This is a genomic window from Streptomyces sp. ActVer, from assembly GCF_027270795.1.
Classification (GTDB): domain Bacteria; phylum Actinomycetota; class Actinomycetes; order Streptomycetales; family Streptomycetaceae; genus Streptomyces; species Streptomyces umbrinus_A.
The window spans coordinates 1-19,662 of record NZ_JAPWHT010000176.1 but is presented as its reverse complement, the minus strand read 5'-3'; the positions used below and the strand labels follow the sequence as shown (position 1 = coordinate 19,662).

At 70.5% G+C, this 19,662-nt stretch carries 14 protein-coding genes and 1 pseudogene; 10 read left to right on the top strand and 5 right to left on the bottom strand.

Annotated elements, in window-relative coordinates:
* Nucleotides 1–1,236 (bottom strand): ADP-ribosylglycohydrolase family protein (locus tag O3Q52_RS26670; protein WP_332112946.1); only part of this gene is annotated, 1,236 nt, incomplete at its 3' end.
* The gene (locus O3Q52_RS26665; protein WP_269651274.1) at nt 1,122–2,135 is read right to left on the bottom strand and encodes an ADP-ribosylglycohydrolase family protein; all 1,014 of its coding nucleotides are present in this window, start codon (nt 2,133–2,135) and stop codon (nt 1,122–1,124) included. The genes O3Q52_RS26670 and O3Q52_RS26665, both read right to left, overlap by 115 nt.
* Nucleotides 2,136–2,398: 263 nt before the next feature.
* On the opposite strand from O3Q52_RS26665, the gene O3Q52_RS26660 reads away from it, so the two are divergent.
* The 3 genes from O3Q52_RS26660 to O3Q52_RS26650 all read left to right on the top strand — a co-directional run bounded on the left by O3Q52_RS26660 (nt 2,399) and on the right by O3Q52_RS26650 (nt 9,608).
* On the top strand, nt 2,399–3,130 hold the full coding sequence (locus O3Q52_RS26660; RefSeq protein WP_269651273.1) for a VIT1/CCC1 transporter family protein: 732 nt from the start codon (nt 2,399–2,401) through the stop codon (nt 3,128–3,130).
* A gap of 405 nt (nt 3,131–3,535) precedes the next feature.
* Complete coding sequence (gene gltB / locus O3Q52_RS26655) at nt 3,536–8,155, top strand: glutamate synthase large subunit (protein WP_269651272.1); 4,620 nt, start codon at nt 3,536–3,538, stop codon at nt 8,153–8,155.
* Entirely contained in the window at nt 8,148–9,608 is a 1,461-nt protein-coding gene (locus O3Q52_RS26650) for a glutamate synthase subunit beta (protein ID WP_269651271.1), read from the top strand. The genes gltB and O3Q52_RS26650 overlap by 8 nt, the downstream gene beginning before the upstream one ends.
* 192 nt (nt 9,609–9,800) lie before the next feature.
* Here O3Q52_RS26650 and O3Q52_RS26645 read toward each other — a convergent pair.
* A pseudogene (locus O3Q52_RS26645) lies at nt 9,801–10,652 on the bottom strand (chitosanase).
* Between the two features lie 75 nt (nt 10,653–10,727).
* On the opposite strand from O3Q52_RS26645, the gene O3Q52_RS26640 reads away from it, so the two are divergent.
* The 4 genes from O3Q52_RS26640 (at nt 10,728) to O3Q52_RS26625 (ending at nt 14,766) form a co-directional block, all read left to right on the top strand.
* Nucleotides 10,728–10,946, top strand: a complete 219-nt coding sequence (locus O3Q52_RS26640; protein ID WP_269651270.1) for a hypothetical protein — start codon at nt 10,728–10,730, stop codon at nt 10,944–10,946.
* 18 nt (nt 10,947–10,964) lie between these two features.
* A complete protein-coding gene (locus tag O3Q52_RS26635; protein ID WP_269651269.1) occupies nt 10,965–12,068 on the top strand; it encodes a hypothetical protein in 1,104 nt (367 codons plus the stop codon).
* 36 nt (nt 12,069–12,104) lie between these two features.
* Complete coding sequence (locus tag O3Q52_RS26630; RefSeq protein ID WP_269651268.1) at nt 12,105–12,827, top strand: VWA domain-containing protein; 723 nt, start codon at nt 12,105–12,107, stop codon at nt 12,825–12,827.
* 307 nt (nt 12,828–13,134) lie between these two features.
* Nucleotides 13,135–14,766 (top strand): cytochrome bc complex cytochrome b subunit, encoded by a 1,632-nt coding sequence (locus O3Q52_RS26625; RefSeq protein WP_269651267.1) that lies wholly within the window; start codon nt 13,135–13,137, stop codon nt 14,764–14,766.
* 33 nt (nt 14,767–14,799) lie between these two features.
* On the opposite strand, the gene O3Q52_RS26620 is transcribed toward O3Q52_RS26625, so the two are convergent.
* Together O3Q52_RS26620 and O3Q52_RS26615 are read right to left on the bottom strand one after the other, a co-directional pair.
* The gene (locus O3Q52_RS26620) at nt 14,800–15,774 is read right to left on the bottom strand and encodes an acyl-CoA dehydrogenase family protein (RefSeq protein WP_269651266.1); all 975 of its coding nucleotides are present in this window, start codon (nt 15,772–15,774) and stop codon (nt 14,800–14,802) included.
* Nucleotides 15,774–16,946: an acyl-CoA dehydrogenase family protein gene (locus O3Q52_RS26615; RefSeq protein WP_269651265.1), complete on the bottom strand. Its 1,173-nt coding sequence runs from the start codon at nt 16,944–16,946 to the stop codon at nt 15,774–15,776. Before O3Q52_RS26615 ends, O3Q52_RS26620 begins: the two co-directional genes overlap by 1 nt.
* Before the next feature lie 48 nt (nt 16,947–16,994).
* Here O3Q52_RS26615 and O3Q52_RS26610 point away from each other — a divergent pair, with 48 nt between their 5' ends.
* The 3 genes from O3Q52_RS26610 to O3Q52_RS26600 all read left to right on the top strand — a co-directional run.
* The gene (locus O3Q52_RS26610) at nt 16,995–17,816 is read left to right on the top strand and encodes an SDR family oxidoreductase (RefSeq protein WP_269651264.1); all 822 of its coding nucleotides are present in this window, start codon (nt 16,995–16,997) and stop codon (nt 17,814–17,816) included.
* A gap of 63 nt (nt 17,817–17,879) precedes the next feature.
* The gene (locus O3Q52_RS26605) at nt 17,880–18,491 is read left to right on the top strand and encodes a TetR/AcrR family transcriptional regulator (protein ID WP_269651263.1); all 612 of its coding nucleotides are present in this window, start codon (nt 17,880–17,882) and stop codon (nt 18,489–18,491) included.
* 53 nt (nt 18,492–18,544) lie between these two features.
* A partial coding sequence (locus tag O3Q52_RS26600) for an acetyl-CoA C-acetyltransferase (RefSeq protein ID WP_269651262.1) occupies nt 18,545–19,662 on the top strand: 1,118 nt, incomplete at its 3' end.

The window sequence follows — 19,662 nt, the reverse complement described above, 5'->3', positions numbered from 1 at the left end:
CGAGTCCGCCACCCGGGACAGACACGCGGCCGCGGGTACCGCCTCGGCGATCCGGCCGTGCGAGGCGGTGGCGAGGGCGAGGGCCACCGGGACGGTCTCGGCGGCGGCGATGCCGTAGCTGTAGACGTGGTCGACGATCTGGTGCTCCAGCAGGGGTACGAGGCTGAAGGCGCTGTCGGCCTCGTGGGCGAGCCCCAGCGCGTGGCGGGCGTTGCGGCCGATCTCCGTCGACTCCGGGAGTTCGGCGAGCGCGGCTGCCACGCAGGTGTCGGCGTCCTCGCCGGCCAGGGCGAGGGCGAGCGCCGCCGCCATCGCACGGGCGCCGTGCACGCCGTCGCCGTCCTGGGTGTAGCGGGCGTCGAACTCGGCGAGTTCCGCGGCGAGTTGGGGGTCCCCGGCGTGGGCCACGGCCAGCACGCAGGCCCGTACGCAGGCCGCGTCGTCGAAGTAGTGGGGGTTGTCGTGGCCGGTGGCGGGCGGGCGCAGGCCGGTGGCGAGGTTGCCGAGACCTGCCCGTACGGAGATGCGGGCACGCAGGGGGAGTACGGCCGACTCGACCTCGGGGGCGCGGTCGGCCGCCGCGGCGACTTCGCTGGCGACTGCGTTCCAGGACAGGTCGATGGACGCGCGCATGCGGCGTTCTCGGCTCAGGTCGCCGAGTGCGCCGGGGTCGGTGGCGCGCAGGACCGCCTCCGCGGCGAATGCCGCCCATTCGGCGTCGTCCGAGGGGCCGAGGCGTAGGGGTTCCGGGGGTTGGTTGAGGGCGATGGGGACGGGGAGGGTGGTTGTCGCGTTCTGTTCGGCGAAGGTGTCCAGTTCGCGGGTGAGGCGTCTGGTCCATTCGGGCATGCGGGCGGCTCTGTGTCTGGCGGCGGGCCAGCCTGCGGCGTCGCCCGCCGCCAGGCCGAGGAGGAGGCCTTCGATTCGCCGTGGGGCGTCGGTCCGGATTGCGATGTGCGGGTCCGTTGTGGCTTGTCGCGCAGTTCCCCGCGCCCCTGAAGGGGCTGGGGTCCGGAGTGTGATGTGCGGGTCCGTGGGGGCTGGGCGCGCAGTTCCTCGCGCCCCTGGCGAAGGCGCCCCTGAGGGGGCGCCCTCGTTCGGGTCGTTCAGCAGTTCGGGTTTCACTGGGGTACCTCGTCCTCGTCCGGGGTCAGGAGGTCCGCCACGTCGAGGATGTGGTGGCCCTGCATGGATGGGAGGCAGCTGCCTTTTGCCGGGCCGATCGCTGCTGCCCAGGTCGGGGGGATCGACGAGGCGCCCTTCGTCGCGCCGGCCAGGGCGCCCGCCACCGCTGCCGTGGTGTCGGCGTCGCGGCCCATGTTCACGGCGGTGAGGACCGCTTCCGTGAAGTCGCCGTCGGCGGCCGCGTACGCGCCGAAGGCCAGGGCGACGGCCTCGGGGGCGAGGTCGGTCCAGGGGTAGCCGCCGATGACGACCGCGGAGCGGACGGCGCGTTCGCCTCGGTGGGCGCAGGCGACGGCGCGGCGCAGGGAACGGGCCGTCCAGGAGTCGTCGGGGATCACCGCCAGCGCCGAGGCGACCACCACCATCGTCGGGGCGCCCGCCATCGCCGCCGCGACACCCGCCGCGACCGCCTGGCCGCCGTAGATGCCCTCGCCGTCGTGGCTCACCGAACCGTCGATCGCCACCAGGCGGGCGGCCTCCGCGGGGCGGCCCGCCGCGAAGACGCCGAAGGGGGCCGCGCGCATGGCGAGGCCGTCGCTCCAGGCGTGCCGGTGCTGGGCGGAGATCGGAGCGGCCAGGCCCCTCCGCAGGTTCTCCAGCGTGCCCCGCTCGCTGAAGCCCGCGCCCCGGAAGGGGCCCTCGTCCAGGTCGGCGATCCACTGGTGCCAGGCCGCCTCCACATGCCGGGGCGTGAGCGCCGAACCGTGCCGGGCCAGGAGCAGCCCCGAGAAGATCGCGTACTCCGTGTCGTCCGTGCCGGCCGGAGTCTCGGTCACGTACCCGGTGATGCGGCCCCAGCGTGCGCGGATCTCGGACGGCTTCATGTTCTCGGCGGGCGCCCCCAGCGCGTCACCGACGGCGAGTCCCAGCAGCGCGCCGCGCGCCCGATCGCGGAGACCGGCGGCGTCCCCGGGGGCCGGGACCGAGGGAACGCAGGCAATCGAAGCCATGACGGTGCCTCTCCATCGCGGGGTCCCGGAAGGTCTGAGGGACCCTTTGCGGATCTGTCCCCACCAAGTGGTTCGGCGGAGCCTCGCACGCCTCAGCGTCACCCGGTCGACATTTGTGCGCAGGTCTCTACGGATGAGCGAAGGGCGGCGAAAGCCCAGGTAAGTACGGCCTTCCTTGCTGGCGGGAGCGAAATTTCGGGCGTAGCTTGTGTGTTGTCCAAGAGTAGAAACAGTCCAGTGAAGAGTTTTGGGGGACCCCTGGCATGGCCATCATCGAGACCGAGGCGACGCTGCACGAGGCGCACCGCGACAACCACACGCACCGGGACGTCAGCGGCGGCTGGCTGCGCCCCGCCGTCTTCGGTGCGATGGACGGTCTGGTCTCCAACCTGGCGTTGATGACGGGTGTGGCGGGCGGCGCGGTGTCCCATCGGACGATCGTCATCACCGGGCTCGCGGGGCTGGCCGCCGGTGCCTTCTCCATGGCGGCCGGCGAGTACACCTCCGTCGCCTCGCAGCGCGAGCTCGTCGAGGCCGAACTCGACGTCGAGCGGCGGGAGTTGAGGAAGCACCCGAAGGACGAGGAACGTGAGCTCGCCGAGCTGTACCAGGCGCGGGGCGTCGAGCCCGATCTCGCCCGTGAGGTCGCCAGGCAGCTGTCGAAGGATCCCGAGCAGGCCCTGGAGATACATGCCAGGGAGGAGCTCGGCATCGATCCCGGCGACCTGCCCTCGCCGACCGTCGCCGCCGTGTCGAGCTTCGGCTCGTTCGCCCTGGGCGCCCTGCTCCCCGTACTTCCTTACCTGCTGGGCGCGACCGCTCTGTGGCCCGCTCTGCTGCTCGCGTTCCTCGGGCTCTTCGCGTGCGGTGCGATCGTGGCCAGGGTGACCGCGAAGTCCTGGTGGTACAGCGGACTGCGGCAGCTCGCGCTGGGCGGTGCCGCGGCCGGTGTGACGTACGCCCTGGGCAGCCTGTTCGGTACGGCCGTAGGATGACCCGCGCGCCGTTGAGTCGAGCAGCTATGCAAGGGACTGCATAAGTAGCCGTTACTCGGCGGTTTCGAATCCTTAACCACTGGGCATGAGCCGTAAGCGCTGCGGGCAATGACGCCTGCACAGCAATTGAAGCGCTGGGCGACGTTGCCTGCCGCGATCGGGCCGACGGTCATTGATCTGTCCGAAAAGGTCCCCTTGTTCAGCCGCCACGAGCGGCCTCCGCCGCGACCCGCGGCGTCCGCATGCTGGAACGCCGTATCCGGTTCCCGAGAACGGCTCCATCATGTAACCTGCACGAAATTTTGCACCTTTCGCAGAGGGCCAACGTCGTCCCTCGGCACTTGCTCCCCCAGAGCCTCAAGAGCCTGGGAGGGGCCCCCAGCCACGACGACGACGGGAGAGCCGATGCGTACGCCGCGCCAGCCGTCCCAGCACTCCGCGAATGGCCAGAACTGGTCCTTCATGGATGCTCGCCCTGCCGCGCAGGGGATGTACGACCCGCGCAACGAGCACGACGCCTGTGGCGTCGGCTTTGTGGCCACCCTCACCGGTGAGGCGAGCCACGCGCTGGTCGAGCAGGCGCTGACCGTGCTCCGCAATCTGGAGCACCGCGGCGCGACCGGCTCGGAGCCCGACTCCGGCGACGGGGCCGGGATCCTCTCCCAGGTGCCCGACACCTTCTTCCGCGAGGTGGCCGAATTCGAGCTGCCCGAGGCGGGCTCGTACGCGGTCGGTATCGCCTTCCTTCCGGAGGACACCGCCGCCGAAGCCGTCTCACGGATTGAGACAATCGCCGCCGACGAGGGCCTGACGGTCCTCGGCTGGCGCGACGTCCCGACCGCCCCCGAACTCCTCGGCGCCACCGCCCGCTCGACGATGCCCCTCTTCCGTCAGCTCTTCGTGACTGGGGGCACCTCCCGGACGGAGTCTGGGGGAGGATCCAGCCAGGGCATCGACCTCGACCGCAGGGCGTTCGTGCTGCGCAAGCGCGCCGAGCGCGAGGCCGACGTGTACTTCCCGTCGCTCTCCGCCCGGACCATCGTCTACAAGGGCATGCTGACCACCGGCCAGCTTGAGCCCTTCTTCCCGGACCTGTCCGACCGCCGCTTCGCCTCCGCGATCGCGCTCGTGCACTCCCGGTTCTCCACGAACACCTTCCCGAGCTGGCCGCTCGCCCACCCGTACCGCTTCGTCGCGCACAACGGCGAGATCAACACGGTCAAGGGCAACCGCAACTGGATGGTGGCCCGCGAGTCCCAGCTCGTCTCCGACCTGTTCGGCGACAAGGGCCTCGACCGCGTCTTCCCGATCTGCACGCCCGACGCCTCCGACTCCGCGTCCTTCGACGAGGTGCTCGAACTCCTGCACCTGGGCGGCCGCTCGCTCCCGCACTCCGTGCTGATGATGATCCCGGAGGCGTGGGAGAACCACGACTCCATGGACCCGGCCCGCCGCGCCTTCTACCAGTTCCACTCCACGATGATGGAGCCCTGGGACGGCCCGGCCTGTGTCACCTTCACCGACGGCAAGCAGGTCGGCGCCGTACTGGACCGCAACGGTCTGCGCCCCGGCCGCTACTGGGTCACCGACGACGGCCTCGTCGTCCTCGGCTCCGAGGTCGGCGTCCTCGACATCGATCCCGCGAAGGTCGTCCGCAAGGGCCGCCTGCAGCCCGGCCGCATGTTCCTCGTCGACACCGTCGAGCACCGCATCATCGAGGACGACGAGATCAAGGCCGGCCTCGCCGCCGAGAACCCGTACGCGGAGTGGCTGGAGGCCGGCGAGATCGAGCTGGAGGACCTCCCGGAGCGTGAGCACATCGTGCACACGCACGCCTCCGTCACCCGTCGCCAGCAGACCTTCGGCTACACCGAGGAAGAGCTGCGCGTCATCCTCGCGCCGATGGCCAAGTCGGGCGGCGAACCCCTCGGCTCCATGGGCACGGACTCGCCGATCGCGGCCCTGTCCGAGCGCCCCCGCCTGCTCTTCGACTACTTCACCCAACTGTTCGCGCAGGTCACCAACCCGCCGCTGGACGCCATCCGCGAGGAGCTCGTCACCTCGCTGCGCTCCTCCCTCGGCCCCGCGGGCAACCTCCTGGAACCGACCGCCGCGTCCTGTCGCAGCGTCACCCTGCCCTTCCCGGTGATCGACAACGACGAGCTGGCCAAGCTCATCCACATCAACGCCGACGGCGACATGCCGGGCATGAAGGCCGCGACGCTGTCCGGCCTCTACCGGGTCTCCGGCGGCGGCGACTCGCTCGCCGCGCGCATCGAGGAGATCTGCACCGAGGCCGACGCGGCCATAGAGAACGGCGCCCGGCTGATCGTCCTCTCGGACCGTCACTCCGACGCCGAGCACGCGCCGATCCCCTCGCTGCTGCTCACCGCGGCCGTCCACCACCACCTCATCCGCACCAAGCAGCGCACCCAGGTGGGCCTGCTGGTCGAGGCCGGCGACGTCCGCGAGGTCCACCACGTGGCCCTCCTCATCGGCTTCGGCGCCGCGGCCGTCAACCCGTACCTCGCGATGGAGTCCGTCGAGGACCTCGTCCGGGCGGGAACGTTCCTCCCCGGCATGGAGTCCGAGCAGGCCATCCGCAACCTGATCTACGCGCTGGGCAAGGGCGTCCTCAAGGTCATGTCCAAGATGGGCATCTCGACCGTCGCCTCCTACCGCGGCGCCCAGGTCTTCGAGGCCGTCGGTCTCGACACGGCCTTCGTCCAGAAGTACTTCATCGGTACGGCCACCAAGATCGGCGGCGTCGGCATCGACGTCATCGCCAAGGAGGTCGCCGCCCGCCACGCGAAGGCGTACCCGGCCAGCGGCATCGCGCCCGCGCACCGCGCCCTCGACATAGGCGGCGAGTACCAGTGGCGCCGCGAGGGCGAGCCGCACCTGTTCGACCCGGAGACGGTCTTCCGCCTCCAGCACTCCACGCGCACCCGCCGCTACGACATCTTCAAGAAGTACACGGACCGCGTGAACGAGCAGTCCGAGCGCCTGATGACGCTCCGCGGCCTGTTCGGCTTCAAGTCCGGCCGCGAGCCGATCTCCATCGACGAGGTCGAGCCGGCCAGCGAGATCGTCAAGCGCTTCTCCACCGGCGCCATGTCCTACGGCTCCATCTCGAAGGAAGCCCACGAGACGCTCGCCATCGCCATGAACCAGCTGGGCGGCAAGTCCAACACCGGTGAGGGCGGCGAGGACGCGGACCGTCTGTACGACCCGGCGCGCCGCTCGTCCATCAAGCAGGTCGCCTCCGGCCGCTTCGGTGTGACCTCCGAGTACCTGGTCAACGCGGACGACATCCAGATCAAGATGGCCCAGGGCGCCAAGCCCGGCGAGGGCGGCCAGCTGCCCGGCCACAAGGTCTACCCGTGGGTCGCCAAGACCCGGCACTCCACCCCGGGTGTCGGTCTGATCTCCCCGCCGCCGCACCACGACATCTACTCCATCGAAGACCTCGCCCAGCTGATCCACGACCTGAAGAACGCGAACCCGCAGGCGCGGATCCACGTGAAGCTGGTCTCCGAGGTCGGCGTCGGCACGGTCGCCGCGGGTGTCTCCAAGGCGCACGCGGACGTCGTCCTCATCTCCGGCCACGACGGCGGTACGGGTGCTTCGCCCCTGACCTCCCTCAAGCACGCCGGTGGACCCTGGGAGCTGGGCCTCGCCGAGACCCAGCAGACCCTGCTGCTCAACGGCCTGCGCGACCGCATCGTCGTACAGACCGACGGCCAGCTGAAGACCGGCCGTGACGTCGTCATCGCCGCAATGCTCGGCGCCGAGGAGTTCGGTTTCGCGACCGCGCCGCTCGTCGTCTCCGGCTGCGTCATGATGCGCGTCTGCCACCTGGACACCTGCCCGGTCGGCATCGCCACGCAGAACCCGGTGCTGCGCGACCGGTACGCCGGCAAGGCCGAGTACGTCGTGAACTTCTTCGAGTTCATCGCCGAGGAGGTCCGCGAGATCCTCGCCGAGCTGGGCTTCCGCACGATCGAGGAGGCCGTCGGCCACGCCGAGCACCTCGACGTGGAGCGGGCGGTCACCCACTGGAAGGCGCAGGGCCTGGACCTGTCCCCCCTCTTCTACGTGCCGGAGCTGCCCGAGGGCACCCCGCTCCACCAGGTCATCGAGCAGGACCACGGCCTGGAGAAGGCGCTCGACAACGAGCTGATCAAGCTCGCCGCCGACGCGCTGGCCGCGGACTCCGCGACCGGTGCCCAGCCGGTGCGCGCCCAGGTCGCGATCCGCAACATCAACCGTACGGTCGGCACCATGCTCGGCCACGAGGTGACGAAGAAGTTCGGTGGCGCGGGCCTGCCCGACGACACCATCGACATCACCTTCACCGGGTCGGCCGGCCAGTCCTTCGGCGCCTTCCTGCCGCGCGGTGTGACGCTGCGCCTGGAGGGCGACGCCAACGACTACGTCGGCAAGGGCCTCTCCGGCGGCCGGGTGATCGTCCGTCCCGACCGGGGCGCCGACCACCTCGCCGAGTTCTCGACGATCGCGGGCAACACCATCGCGTACGGCGCGACCGGCGGCGAGCTGTTCCTCCGGGGCCGTACCGGCGAGCGCTTCTGCGTCCGCAACTCCGGCGCGACGGTGGTCTCCGAGGGCGTGGGCGACCACGGCTGCGAGTACATGACCGGCGGTCACGCGGTCGTGCTCGGCGAGACGGGCCGCAACTTCGCGGCCGGTATGTCGGGCGGCATCGCGTACGTCATCGACCTGAACCGCGACAACGTCAATGTCGGCAACCTCGGCGCGGTCGAGGAGCTCGACGACACCGACAAGCAGTGGCTGCACGACGTCGTGCGCCGCCACGCGGAGGAGACCGGCTCCACGGTCGCCGAGAAGCTCCTCGCCGAGTGGGCCGTGTCGGTGGACCGCTTCAGCAAGGTCATCCCCAGCACGTACAAGGCAGTGCTCGCCGCCAAGGACGCCGCCGAGCGAGCCGGTCTCACCGAGACCGAGATCACCGAGAAGATGATGGAGGCGGCGACCAATGGCTGATCCCAAGGGCTTTCTCAACCACGGCCGCGAGGTCGCCAGGACTCGTCCGGTGGACGTGCGTCTCAAGGACTGGAACGAGGTCTACGTTCCGGGCTCGCTGCTCCCCATCATCCCCACGCAGGCCTCGCGCTGCATGGACTGCGGAATCCCGTTCTGCCACAACGGCTGTCCGCTCGGGAACCTCATCCCCGAGTGGAACGACTACGCGTACCGCGAGGACTGGTCCGCCGCCTCCGAGCGCCTGCACGCCACGAACAACTTCCCGGAGTTCACGGGCCGGCTGTGCCCCGCCCCGTGCGAGTCGGCGTGCGTCCTCGGCATCAACCAGCCCGCCGTGACCATCAAGAACGTCGAGGTCTCGATCATCGACAAGGCGTGGGACAGCGGCGACGTCGAGCCCCAGGCCCCCGAGCGGCTCTCCGGCAAGACGGTCGCGGTCATCGGCTCCGGCCCGGCCGGCCTGGCCGCCGCGCAGCAGCTCACCCGGGCCGGCCACACCGTGGCGGTCTACGAGCGCGCCGACCGCGTCGGCGGCCTCCTGCGCTACGGCATCCCCGAGTTCAAGATGGAGAAGCGGCACATCAACCGCCGCATCGAGCAGATGCGCGCGGAGGGCACCCGCTTCCGTACGGGCATCGAGATCGGCCGCGACCTCAAGGCGACGGACCTGCGCAAGCGGTACGACGCCGTGGTCATCGCGGCCGGCGCGACCGTCTCCCGCGACCTGCCCGCCCCCGGGCGCGAGCTGAACGGCATCCACTTCGCGATGGAGTACCTGCCGCTCGCCAACAAGGTGCAGGAGGGCGACTACGTGGCGCCCCCGATCACCGCCGAGGGCAAGCACGTCGTCGTCATCGGCGGCGGCGACACGGGCGCGGACTGCGTGGGCACCGCCCACCGTCAGGGCGCGGCCTCCGTCACGCAGCTGGAGATCATGCCCCAGCCGGGCGAGGACCGTGCTCCGCACCAGCCCTGGCCGACGTTCCCCATGCTCTACAAGGTCACCTCCGCGCACGAGGAGGGCGGCGAGCGGGTCTACTCCGTCTCCACCACCCACTTCGAGGGCGACGAGGACGGCAACGTGCAGTGGCTGCACCTCGTCGAGGTCGAGTTCATCGACGGCAAGCTGACGCAGAAGGCGGGCACGGAGCGCAAGATCCCCGCCCAGCTCGTCACCCTCGCCATGGGCTTCACGGGCACCGACCAGGAGAACGGCCTCGTCTCCCAGTTCGGCCTCGACCTGGACGAGCGCGGCAACATCGCCCGCGACGCCGACTTCGCGACCAACGTCCCCGGCGTGTACGTCGCCGGTGACGCCGGCCGCGGTCAGTCCCTCATCGTCTGGGCCATTGCGGAGGGCCGCTCGGCCGCCCGCGGGGTCGACCGCTTCCTGACCGGGGAGAGCGACCTGCCGGCCCCGATCCGCCCCACGGACCGCTCCCTCATGGTCTGACGCTCCACCCCAAAGACGTCCCGTACAAAGGCGTACGGAACTGAACGCGGCGCCTGCTCTTTGTCCCCGACCGGACGATGGTGGGCGCCGTGGTGCGTCCGGGGTCCTTTTCGGGTGCGGGTCGGCTGTGGCTGGTCGCGCAGTTCCCCGCGCCCCTTAAGGGGCGCGGAGCCCCTGAGCAGGTGACGGGCGTCAGTCGACCTTGTACGTCACGCCGTACACCTTCCACTCCAGCGGGGTGCGGAGGTCCAGGTTCCCGTCGTACAGGAACCTTCGCTGGGCCGTGTCCACGCGGGTCGTGTCGCGTTTCTCGGACTTCATGGTCTCGCGGCGGGTGTCCAGGAAGATGTCGAGGTAGCTCTGCTCGTCGCCGCCCTACGCCGGGGTGTCGGCCTCGGCCATGGCGCGCTCACGGATGCCGTGGAAGCCGGGGTCGCCGGGGCCGTGCATGACCATGGCGTCGTAGTAGATGAACTGGCCGAGGGCGCCCAGGCCGTCACTCTTGGCGAGGCGGACCGCCGGGCCGAAGTAGACGCGGTCGCGCTGGGAGTCCTGGACGCGCTTGAAGGCGTCCTTCTGCGCCTCCTCCTTCCAGGCCTCGGTGAAGCCCGGGTCCAGTCCCTCGTGGGAGTCGGAGCCGTCCACCGCGCGCAGCGCGGGCAGGTAGCGGGCCAGGGCGTTGTCCGGATGGGACTCGGTGTAGAGCTCGACCAGCGTGAGCAGGTCGTGCGTGCCGGTGGTGAAGCCGATGATCCCGGCGGTGTAGCCACGGCCGTCGCCAATGTCCTCGACGTAGTCGTACTGGGCGCGCCAGTCGAGGCTGGAGTTCTCGGCGCTCGACACGATCCGCTGGGCCAGCTCCTTCATCTTCGGGGAGTCCAGGTCGGCGGCGGATCCGGAAGAGGCCGAGGGTGACGAGTTCGACGGGGAGGAGTTCCGGGCGTCCGAGGGCCCGTCGTCGCCCTTCTGATCGGGCACGGCGACGTACACCGTCACCGCGACGAGAGGGACGGCGACGAACATCAGACGGCCAGCGCGTTTCATGGGCAAAGAGTACGATCGGCCCGGAGTGCCGTGCCGCATCGGGTGGAGAAGCCAGTGAGCATCGGGGGAGGACCTGTGAGCGCGGAAGAACTGGCGCTGCTGCGGGCGGAGTTGGGTGCCCCACCGCCCGAGAGCTTCGGATCACTGGACGACGCACAGGCCCGGACACTCACGCTGGCACTGCGCCGGGCACGGGAGCGCCGGGCGTCCGGGCTGAACGAGGCCGTCGAGGACGCCCTGACCCTCGTACCCGCCCTGACCAGGGAACCCCTCCGCCGGATGCTCTTCCGTTAGCCAGGAGACCCCTCCCGCATGGACACACTGCGCAGCAGGGCCGAGATCCTCAAGCTCGCCCGCCTGCTGGATGTCGAACCACGGCAGCTGGCGTTCCTCGAAGAGCTGCCCGTTGAGGACGTGCGCGCCTTCCGTGAGAGATCCGTCGCCGCGCTCTTCGGCGACGCCCCCGGGATCCTCGACCGCATCGCCGCGAAGACCAGGCTGCTGCCCGCGGGGATCGCCGCCGGCATCTCGCAGAAGGCACTCGGGCCACAGCTCGCCGCCGCCCTCGCCGGACGCCTGGAACCCGGCCGCGCCGCCGACATCATCGAGCGGCTCCCGCCCGAGTTCACGGCCCGCTGCTGCCACCACGTCGACCCGCGCCGGATCGCCGGGATCATGGGCAGACTGGACGACGACATCGTCGTACGGATCGCCCTCGTCCTCGCCGACCGCCGCGACCACCTCACGATGGGCCGGTTCGTCGGACATCTGCGGGACTCCGCGCTGCTGCGCATCCTGCCGCGGCTCGACGACGCGACCCTGCTGCTCACCGGCTTCGTCATCGACCATCCCGAACGGCTCGGCCGCATCGTCGAGCTGCTGGGCGAGGAGCGGGTGTCGTCGGTCATCGCGTCAGCCGCCGACCGGGGGCTGTGGCCGGAGGCCATGGCCGTCGCGAGCATGGCCTCCGGCGAACAGCGGGCCCGCATCGCCTCCCTCACCGCCGCCCAGCCCGAGGCGCGGCTCGACTCCCTCGTCCGCACCACCGCCGAGCAGAACCTCTGGGAGTCGCTCCTGCCGATCGTGGCCGCGCTCGACGAGGACGAGCTGCGGGCCGTCGCCGCGCTGCCCGCGCTGCGGGACCGCGCGGTGCTCGACGGGCTCGTCCGCGGAGTCGTGGCGACCGGGCTGTGGGCGGAGTTCCTCCCGATGGTGGCGGCACTGCCGCCGACCGCCCGGCGGATCGTGGCCAAGGCCGCGGGGGCGCTCTCCGATCCCGACCTCGACGCGCTGGCCGTCGGCGTCGAGAAGGAGGATCTGTGGGAACTAATGTTTCCGCTGGTCGAGTTGATGGGTGACGGGGCCCGGCGGCGGCTCTTCGAACTGCCGGCGTTCCGGGAGCGGGCGGCCGGTTAGGCTCACCCGGTCGGATCATGGCCGGAAGGAGCCCGCATGGCCGGGATCAGCCTCACCAAGGTGGAGGAGACCGCGCCCGCGCTGGTCAGCCTCTACAAAAGCGCGGGGGTCTCCCTCACCAAGCACGGACTGAGCGGGCAGCGGGCCGCCGTCTATCTCGTCGTCGACTACTCGGGATCGATGAAGCCGTACTACGCCGACGGCAGCGTGCAGGCGCTCGCCGACCGTGTGCTCGGTCTGAGCGCGCACTTCGACGACGACGGGACCGTGCCGGTCGTCTTCTTCTCCACGGACGTCGACGCCGTGACCGACATCGCGCTCGACAGCCACGCGGGGCGTGTTGAGCGGATCGTGGCCGGGCTCGGACACATGGGCAAGACCAGCTACCACTTGGCGATGGACGCCGTCATCGACCACTACCTCGACAGCGGCTCCAAGGCCCCCGCCCTTGTCGTCTTCCAGACCGACGGCGGCCCGATCAACAAGCTCGCCGCCGAGCGGTACCTGTGCAAGGCCGCGAAGCTGCCGTTGTTCTGGCAGTTCATCGGCTTCGGGGACCCGTCCAGCAAGCAGTTCGACTTCCTGCGCCGGCTTGACGACCTGGCCGTGCCGGGGAAGCGGGTCGTGGACAACGCCGGGTTCTTCCATGCCGGTTCGGATCCCCGCCGGGGTGTCTCCGACGGTGAGCTGTACGACCGGTTGCTGGGCGAGTTCCCGCGGTGGCTGTCGGCGGCGCGGGCCGCGGGGATTGTCGAGTGACACGGGGTGTCTGAGCCGGTGGGTTCGCTGCGGGCCGGTGGGGGTTGCTCGCGCAGTTCCCCGCGCCCCCAGGAAGGACGTGGCCGAGGCCGTGTGTCAACCGCGCCCCGTCAGGGGCGCGCGGAACTGCGCGACAAGCCGCGACGTACCCGCACCCTCCCACCGGCCTGAGCCACGCTCCTAAGGGGCGCGGGGAACTGCGCGGCCGGACCCCACCGGGCCGCAGCCGAATCGTGGACCCGCACAACCCCTTTGGCTTCGCAGAACCCCGTGACACTCTGAACTGAGCCTATGGGGAGGGCCACGAATGGACGCGCGGAGCAACGGGCGAGCGGCACAGGCGGGCAAGGGCGAGAAGGTGGCGGACTGGGCCGACGGACGGCTCGGGATCTACTCGCTGGCCAAGACCCAGATGCGCAAGGTGTTCCCGGACCACTGGTCCTTCATGCTGGGCGAGGTCTGCCTCTACAGCTTCCTCATCCTCATCCTCACCGGCGTCTACCTCACCCTCTTCTTCGAGCCCAGCGCCGCAGAGGTCGTCTACAACGGCTCGTACGAGCCCCTCAACGGCATCATCATGACCAGGGCGTACGAATCCACCGTCGACATCAGCTTCGACGTGCGCGGCGGGCTGCTGATCCGGCAGATCCACCACTGGGCGGCGATCGTCTTCGTCGCCGGAATGCTCGTGCACATGATGCGCGTGTTCTTCACGGGCGCCTTCCGCAAGCCGCGCGAGCTGAACTGGCTGTTCGGCTGGACCTTGCTGTTCCTCGGCATCATCACCGGCCTGACCGGCTACTCGCTCCCCGACGACCTGCTCTCCGGCACCGGCCTCCGCTTCGCACAGGGCGCGATCCTGTCCGTGCCGATCGTGGGCACGTATCTCGCGTTCTTCCTCTTCGGAGGGGAGTTCCCGGGACACGACATCATCTCCAGGCTGTACCCGATCCATGTCCTCCTGCTGCCCGGGATCATGCTCGGCCTGGTCGTCGCCCACCTGATCCTGGTCTTCTACCACAAGCACACCCAGTACCCAGGGCCCGGCCACCAGCAGAAGTCCGTCGTGGGCATGCCGTTCATGCCGGTCTACATGGCCAAGGCCGGCGGCTTCTTCTTCCTGGTCTTCGGCGTGCTGTCGATGATGGGCGCGATCGCGACGATCAACCCCGTGTGGGCCTTCGGGCCCTATCGTGCCGATCTGGTCACCACCGGCGCCCAGCCCGACTGGTATCTCGGTTTCTCCGAAGGGCTGATCCGGGTGATGCCGGGATGGGAGATCAACGCCTGGGGCCACACCCTGCAACTGGGCGTCTTCATCCCCTTCTCCCTCTTCCCTCTGATCATGGTGGCGATCGGCGTCTACCCGTTCATCGAGGCGTGGATCACCGGGGACAAACGCGAGCACCACATCCTGGACCGGCCCCGCAACGTCCCCACGCGCACCGGGCTCGGCGTCGCCTGGCTGAGTCTGTACGGCGTACTGCTGATCGGCGGCGGCAACGACATCGTGGCCATGAAACTGCATCTGTCGATCAACTCGATCACCTGGTTCGTACGGATCGCCTTCTTCGTGGTCCCGGTGATCGCTTTCATCATCACCAGACGCGTCTGCATGGGGCTCCAGCGCAGCGACCGCGACAAGGTGTTGCACGGCAGGGAGTCCGGTGTCATCAGGAGGCTGCCGCACGGCGAGTTCGTCGAGGTGCACGAACCCCTCACCCCGGCCCAGCGGTTCACCCTCACCCAGCACGAGCAGGACGTGCCCTACGACGTGGGCCCGCTCGTCGACGCGAACGGCGTCGAGCGGAAGGTCAAGCCGTCCCAGCGGCTGCGGGCGCGGCTCGCCCGGGCCATGTACGGGCAGAACGCGCAGATCCCCAAGCCGACCGTCGAGGAGTACCGCGAACTCACGAGCAGCGAGGACCACCACCACTGACACTCCTGAGCGCACAGCTGCCGAAGGGCTCAGCTACTTGAGGACCATCTCGCGGCATTCACCGGGCGTGCCCCAAGCCGTGCGCAGCGCGCGGGCCTTGGTCAGCCACAGGGACAGGTCGTACTCCGCGGTGTAGCCGATCGCGCCGTGCAGTTGCAGGGCGCTACGGGCGGTCGTGTACGCCGCCTCGCAGGCCGTGACCTTGGCGGCGGCCACGTCGGCCGGGTCCATGGTCAGGGCCGCGCCGAAGAGGAGCGGGCGCGCGAACTCCAACGCGACCTTGGCATCGGCCAGTCGGTGCTTGACCGCCTGGAACGAGCCGATGGGGACACCGAACTGACTGCGCTGCTTGACGTACGCCACGGTCCTGTCGAGCAGGGTCAGTCCCACGCCGAGCGCCTGCGCTGCGGTCGCGAGCCGGGCCCAGGTCAGGGCGTGGGCGGCGGCCGGGGCGACTTGGGGGCCGGTCGCGAGGAGTTCGCCGCCCGGCGCCGGGCGGGTGAGGCGCCGGGCCGGGTCGATGGACGTACGTACCGGGCCGTGCCCGGGGGCCAGTCGGAGTCCGCCGCCGTCGAGAGCGAGCAGGGTCGTCGCCGCGTCCCCGTCCAGCGCATACGAGCTGTCCAGCGCGTACGAGCCGTCCGTGGCGGCCACCGTCGCGATCGTCTCCCCGGACGCCAGCCCCGGCAGGAACCTCTTCGCCAGGCCCGGTTCCGACAGCAGCGCGGCCGCCGCCACCGTCTCCACCAGTGGGCCCGGTACCGCGTGCCGTCCCAACTCCACGAAGGCGACGGCCAGTTCAACGGGGAGCGGTCCGACACCCTCGTACGCCTCGGGGACCGCCAGCGCGAACACTCCCGCGCCGGCGATACGGGACCACAGGGCCCGCCCGGCCGTGTGGTCGCCGGCGCCCCACGACCGTACGGCCGACGGGGTGTCCGCCGCTGACAGCAGGGCGTCCAGCGAGTGGGCGAAGGCGCGTTGTTCGTCGTCCAGGAGGAAACGCATCAGCGGCGTCCCTTCGGCAGGCCCAGGAGGCGTTCGGCGATGATGTCGCGCTGGATCTCGTTCGTGCCCGCGTAGATGGGACCGGCGAGGGAGAAGACGTATCCCTCGGTCCAGCCGTCGCGCTCCTCCTCGCCCGTGTCCGTCAACTCCCCGTTCCCCAACTCTCCGTCCCCGCCCAGGAGATCGAGTGCCGTCTCGTGCAGCGCGATGTCGTACTCGGACCAGAAGACCTTGTTCAGGCTGGACTCCGGGCCGATGGGCTCGCCGTCGAGGAAGCGGGAGGCGCCCGCGTACGTGAAGAGCTGGTAGGCGCGGGCGCCGATCACCGCGTCGGCCACCCGGTCGCGGGTGAACGGGTCCCGGCCGCGCGCCCGCCAGAGCGCGGCCAGACGGTCGGCCGAGGCCAGGAAGCGGCCGGGGGAGCGGAGGGTCAGACCGCGCTCGTTGCCCGCCGTCGACATGGCGACCCGCCAGCCCCGGCCGGGCTCGCCGATCACGTCCTCGTCCGGCACGAACACGTCGTCCAGGAAGAGTTCGGCGAAGGCCGGCTTGCCGTCCAGGCGGCCGATCGGGCGGACGGTCACGCCCGGCGCGTGCAGATCGAACATCAGGTACGTGAGGCCCTGGTGGGGCTTCGGGGCGTCGGGCTCGCTGCGGAACAGGCCGAACGCGCGGTCGGCGAACGCCGCCCGCGACGACCACGTCTTCTGCCCGCTCAAGAGCCAGCCGCTGTCCGTACGCACCGCCCTGGACCTGAGGGAGGCGAGGTCGGACCCGGCCTCCGGCTCGGACCAGGCCTGCGCCCAGACGACCTCGCCGGAGGCCATCGGCGGCAGGATCCGGGCCCGCTGTTCCTCCGTGCCGTGGTCGAAGAGGGTCGGCGCGAGGAGGTTGATGCCGTTCTGGCCGACCCGGCCGGGCGCGCCCGCCGCGTAGTACTCCTCCTCGAAGATCAGCCACCGTACGAGCCCCGCGTCCCGTCCGCCGTACGCGGCCGGCCAGGACACCACCGACCAGCGGTCCGCGGCGAGTTCGGCCTCCCACGCGCGGTGGGCGGCGAAGCCCTCCTCGGTCTCCAGGGAGGGCAGCGGCGGCGAGGGGACGTGCGCGTGCAGCCAGGCGCGCGCCTCGGCGCGGAAGGCGTCCTGGTCGGCCGTGAAGTCGAGGTCCATCAGCGGCGATCCTTCCCTAACAAGTGTTTGGTAGGTTAGCGTGGCGTCATGACAGGCGTCGAGAGTCCGGCATACGTGCCAGGGCACGGGCTGCTGAAGGGACGCACCGCGGTGGTGACCGCCGCCGCGGGCGCGGGCATCGGCGGGGCCACCGCACGCCGCTTCCTGGAGGAGGGCGCGCGCGTGCTGATCAGCGACGCGCACGCACGACGACTCAAGGAGTACGAGGCCGAGCTGGCCGGGGAGTTCGAGGGCGTCTCGGCGCTCGCGTGCGACGTCACCGACGAGGCCCAGGTGCAGGCGCTCTTCGATGCGGCCGTGCGACAGCACGGGCGGCTCGACATCGTCGTCAACAACGCCGGTCTCGGCGGGACCTCGGCCCTCGCCGACATGAGCGACGAGCAGTGGTCGAAGGTGCTCGACGTGACGCTGAACGGCACCTTCCGTTGCACGCGCGCGGCCCTGCGGGCCTTCCGGGAGGGCGGGCACGGCGGGCACGGCGGGCACGGCGGGCACGGTGGGCACGGTGGCGTGATCGTCAACAACGCCTCGGTCGTCGGCTGGCGCGCCCAGGCCGGGCAGGCGCACTACGCGGCGGCGAAGGCCGGGGTCATGGCGCTCACCCGGTGCGCGGCGATCGAGGCGGCGGAGCACGGCGTGCGCGTCAACGCGGTCTCGCCGAGCCTCGCCATGCACCCGCATCTGGCGAAGGTGACGACCCCCGAGCTGCTGGAGGAGCTGACGGCCCGCGAGGCCTTCGGGCGGTACGCCGAGCCGTGGGAGGTGGCCAACGTGATCGTGTTCCTGGCGTCCGGCTACTCCTCGTACATGACCGGCGAGATCGTCTCCGTGAGCAGCCAGCATGCGTAGGCGGTCGGTGGCCGGCGCCCCCGGGGCCAGGAGCAGGACCGGGACCGGGACCACAATGGAGCCGTGCCTACCAAGAAGAAGCCCCAGGTGACCGCCGCGCCCGCCCGCCGTCGCGAACTCCTCGACACCGCCGCCGAGGTCTTCGCCGAGCAGGGCTACAACGCCACCACCGTCCGCAAGATCGCGGACCACGCGGGCATGCTCGCGGGCAGCCTCTACTACCACTTCGACTCCAAGGAATCGATGCTGGAGGAGATCCTGCGGACCTTCATGGACGAGCTGTGGGACGGGTACGACACCGTTCTGGAGGCCGAGCTCGGCCCGCGCGAGACGCTGGAGGCCCTGGTCACCGAGTCCTTCCGGGAGATCGACCGGCACCGTGCGGCCGTCGCGATCTACCAGCGGGAGTCCAAGCACCTCGTCGCGCAGGAGCGGTTCGCGTTCCTCGCCGAGTCGCAGCGCAAGTTCGAGAAGACGTGGCTGGCCACGCTGGAGCGGGGCGTGGCCGGAGAGGTCTTCCGGGACGACCTCGACATCCGGCTCACCTACCGGTTCGTGCGCGACACGGTGTGGGTCGCCGCGTCCTGGTACCGGCCCGGCGGACAGCACAGCCCGGAGGAGATCGCCCGGCAGTACCTGTCGATGGTCCTCGACGGAATCGCCGTACGTACATGACCCACTGGACCTGCTGGATCCATTGGACCCACTGAGGAGTTCGAGGAGTCGCCATGGCCGAGGCCTACATAGTCGAAGCGGTCCGTACGCCCGTGGGGCGCCGGAAGGGTGGCCTCGGCGGGGTCCATCCCGCCGATCTGGGCGCGCATGTGCTGAAGGCCCTGGTCGAGCGGTCCGGTGTCGACCCGGCCGCCGTCGAGGACGTCGTCTTCGGGTGTCTGGACACCGTCGGGCCGCAGGCCGGGGACATCGCGCGGACGGCCTGGCTGGCGGCCGGGCTGCCCGAGGAGGTGCCCGGGGTGACGATCGACCGGCAGTGCGGGTCCTCGCAGCAGGCCGTGCACTTCGCCGCGCAGGGTGTCCTGTCCGGTACCCAGGACCTGGTGGTCGCGGGCGGCGTGCAGAACATGACGCAGATCCCCATCGCCTTCGCGTCCCGCCTGGCCGCGGAGCCGCTGGGGCTCACGGAGGGGCCGTTCGCGGGGAGCGAGGGGTGGCGGGCGCGGTACGGGGACCGGCCCGTCAACCAGTTCCACGGCGCCGAGTTGATCGCCGAGAAGTGGGGGATCAGCCGGCGGGACCAGGAGGAGTTCGCCCTGCGGTCGCATCAGCGGGCGATCCGGGCGGTCGACGAGGGGCGTTTCGAGCGGGAGGTCGTGCCGTTCGGGGACGTCGCCGTGGACGAGGGGCCGCGCCGGGACACCTCGCTGGAGAAGATGGCCGGACTGAAGCCGGTGGTGGAGGGCGGCACCATCACCGCCGCCTGCTCCTCCCAGGTGTCCGACGGTGCGGCCGCTATGCTGCTCGCCTCCGAGCGGGCCGTGCGGGAACACGGGCTCACGCCTCGGGCGCGGGTTCACCATCTGTCGGTGCGGGGGGAGGATCCGATACGGATGCTGTCGGCGCCGATTCCGGCCACCGCGTATGCCTTGAAGAAGGCGGGGATGTCCATCGGTGACATCGACCTGGTCGAGATCAATGAGGCGTTCGCGCCTGTGGTGCTTGCCTGGCTGAAGGAGACCGGGGCGGATCCCGACAAGGTCAATGTCAATGGGGGCGCGATTGCCTTGGGGCATCCGTTGGGGGCGACCGGCGTGAAGTTGATGACCACGTTGCTGCATGAACTGGAGCGGACCGGGGGGCGGTTCGGGTTGCAGACGATGTGCGAGGG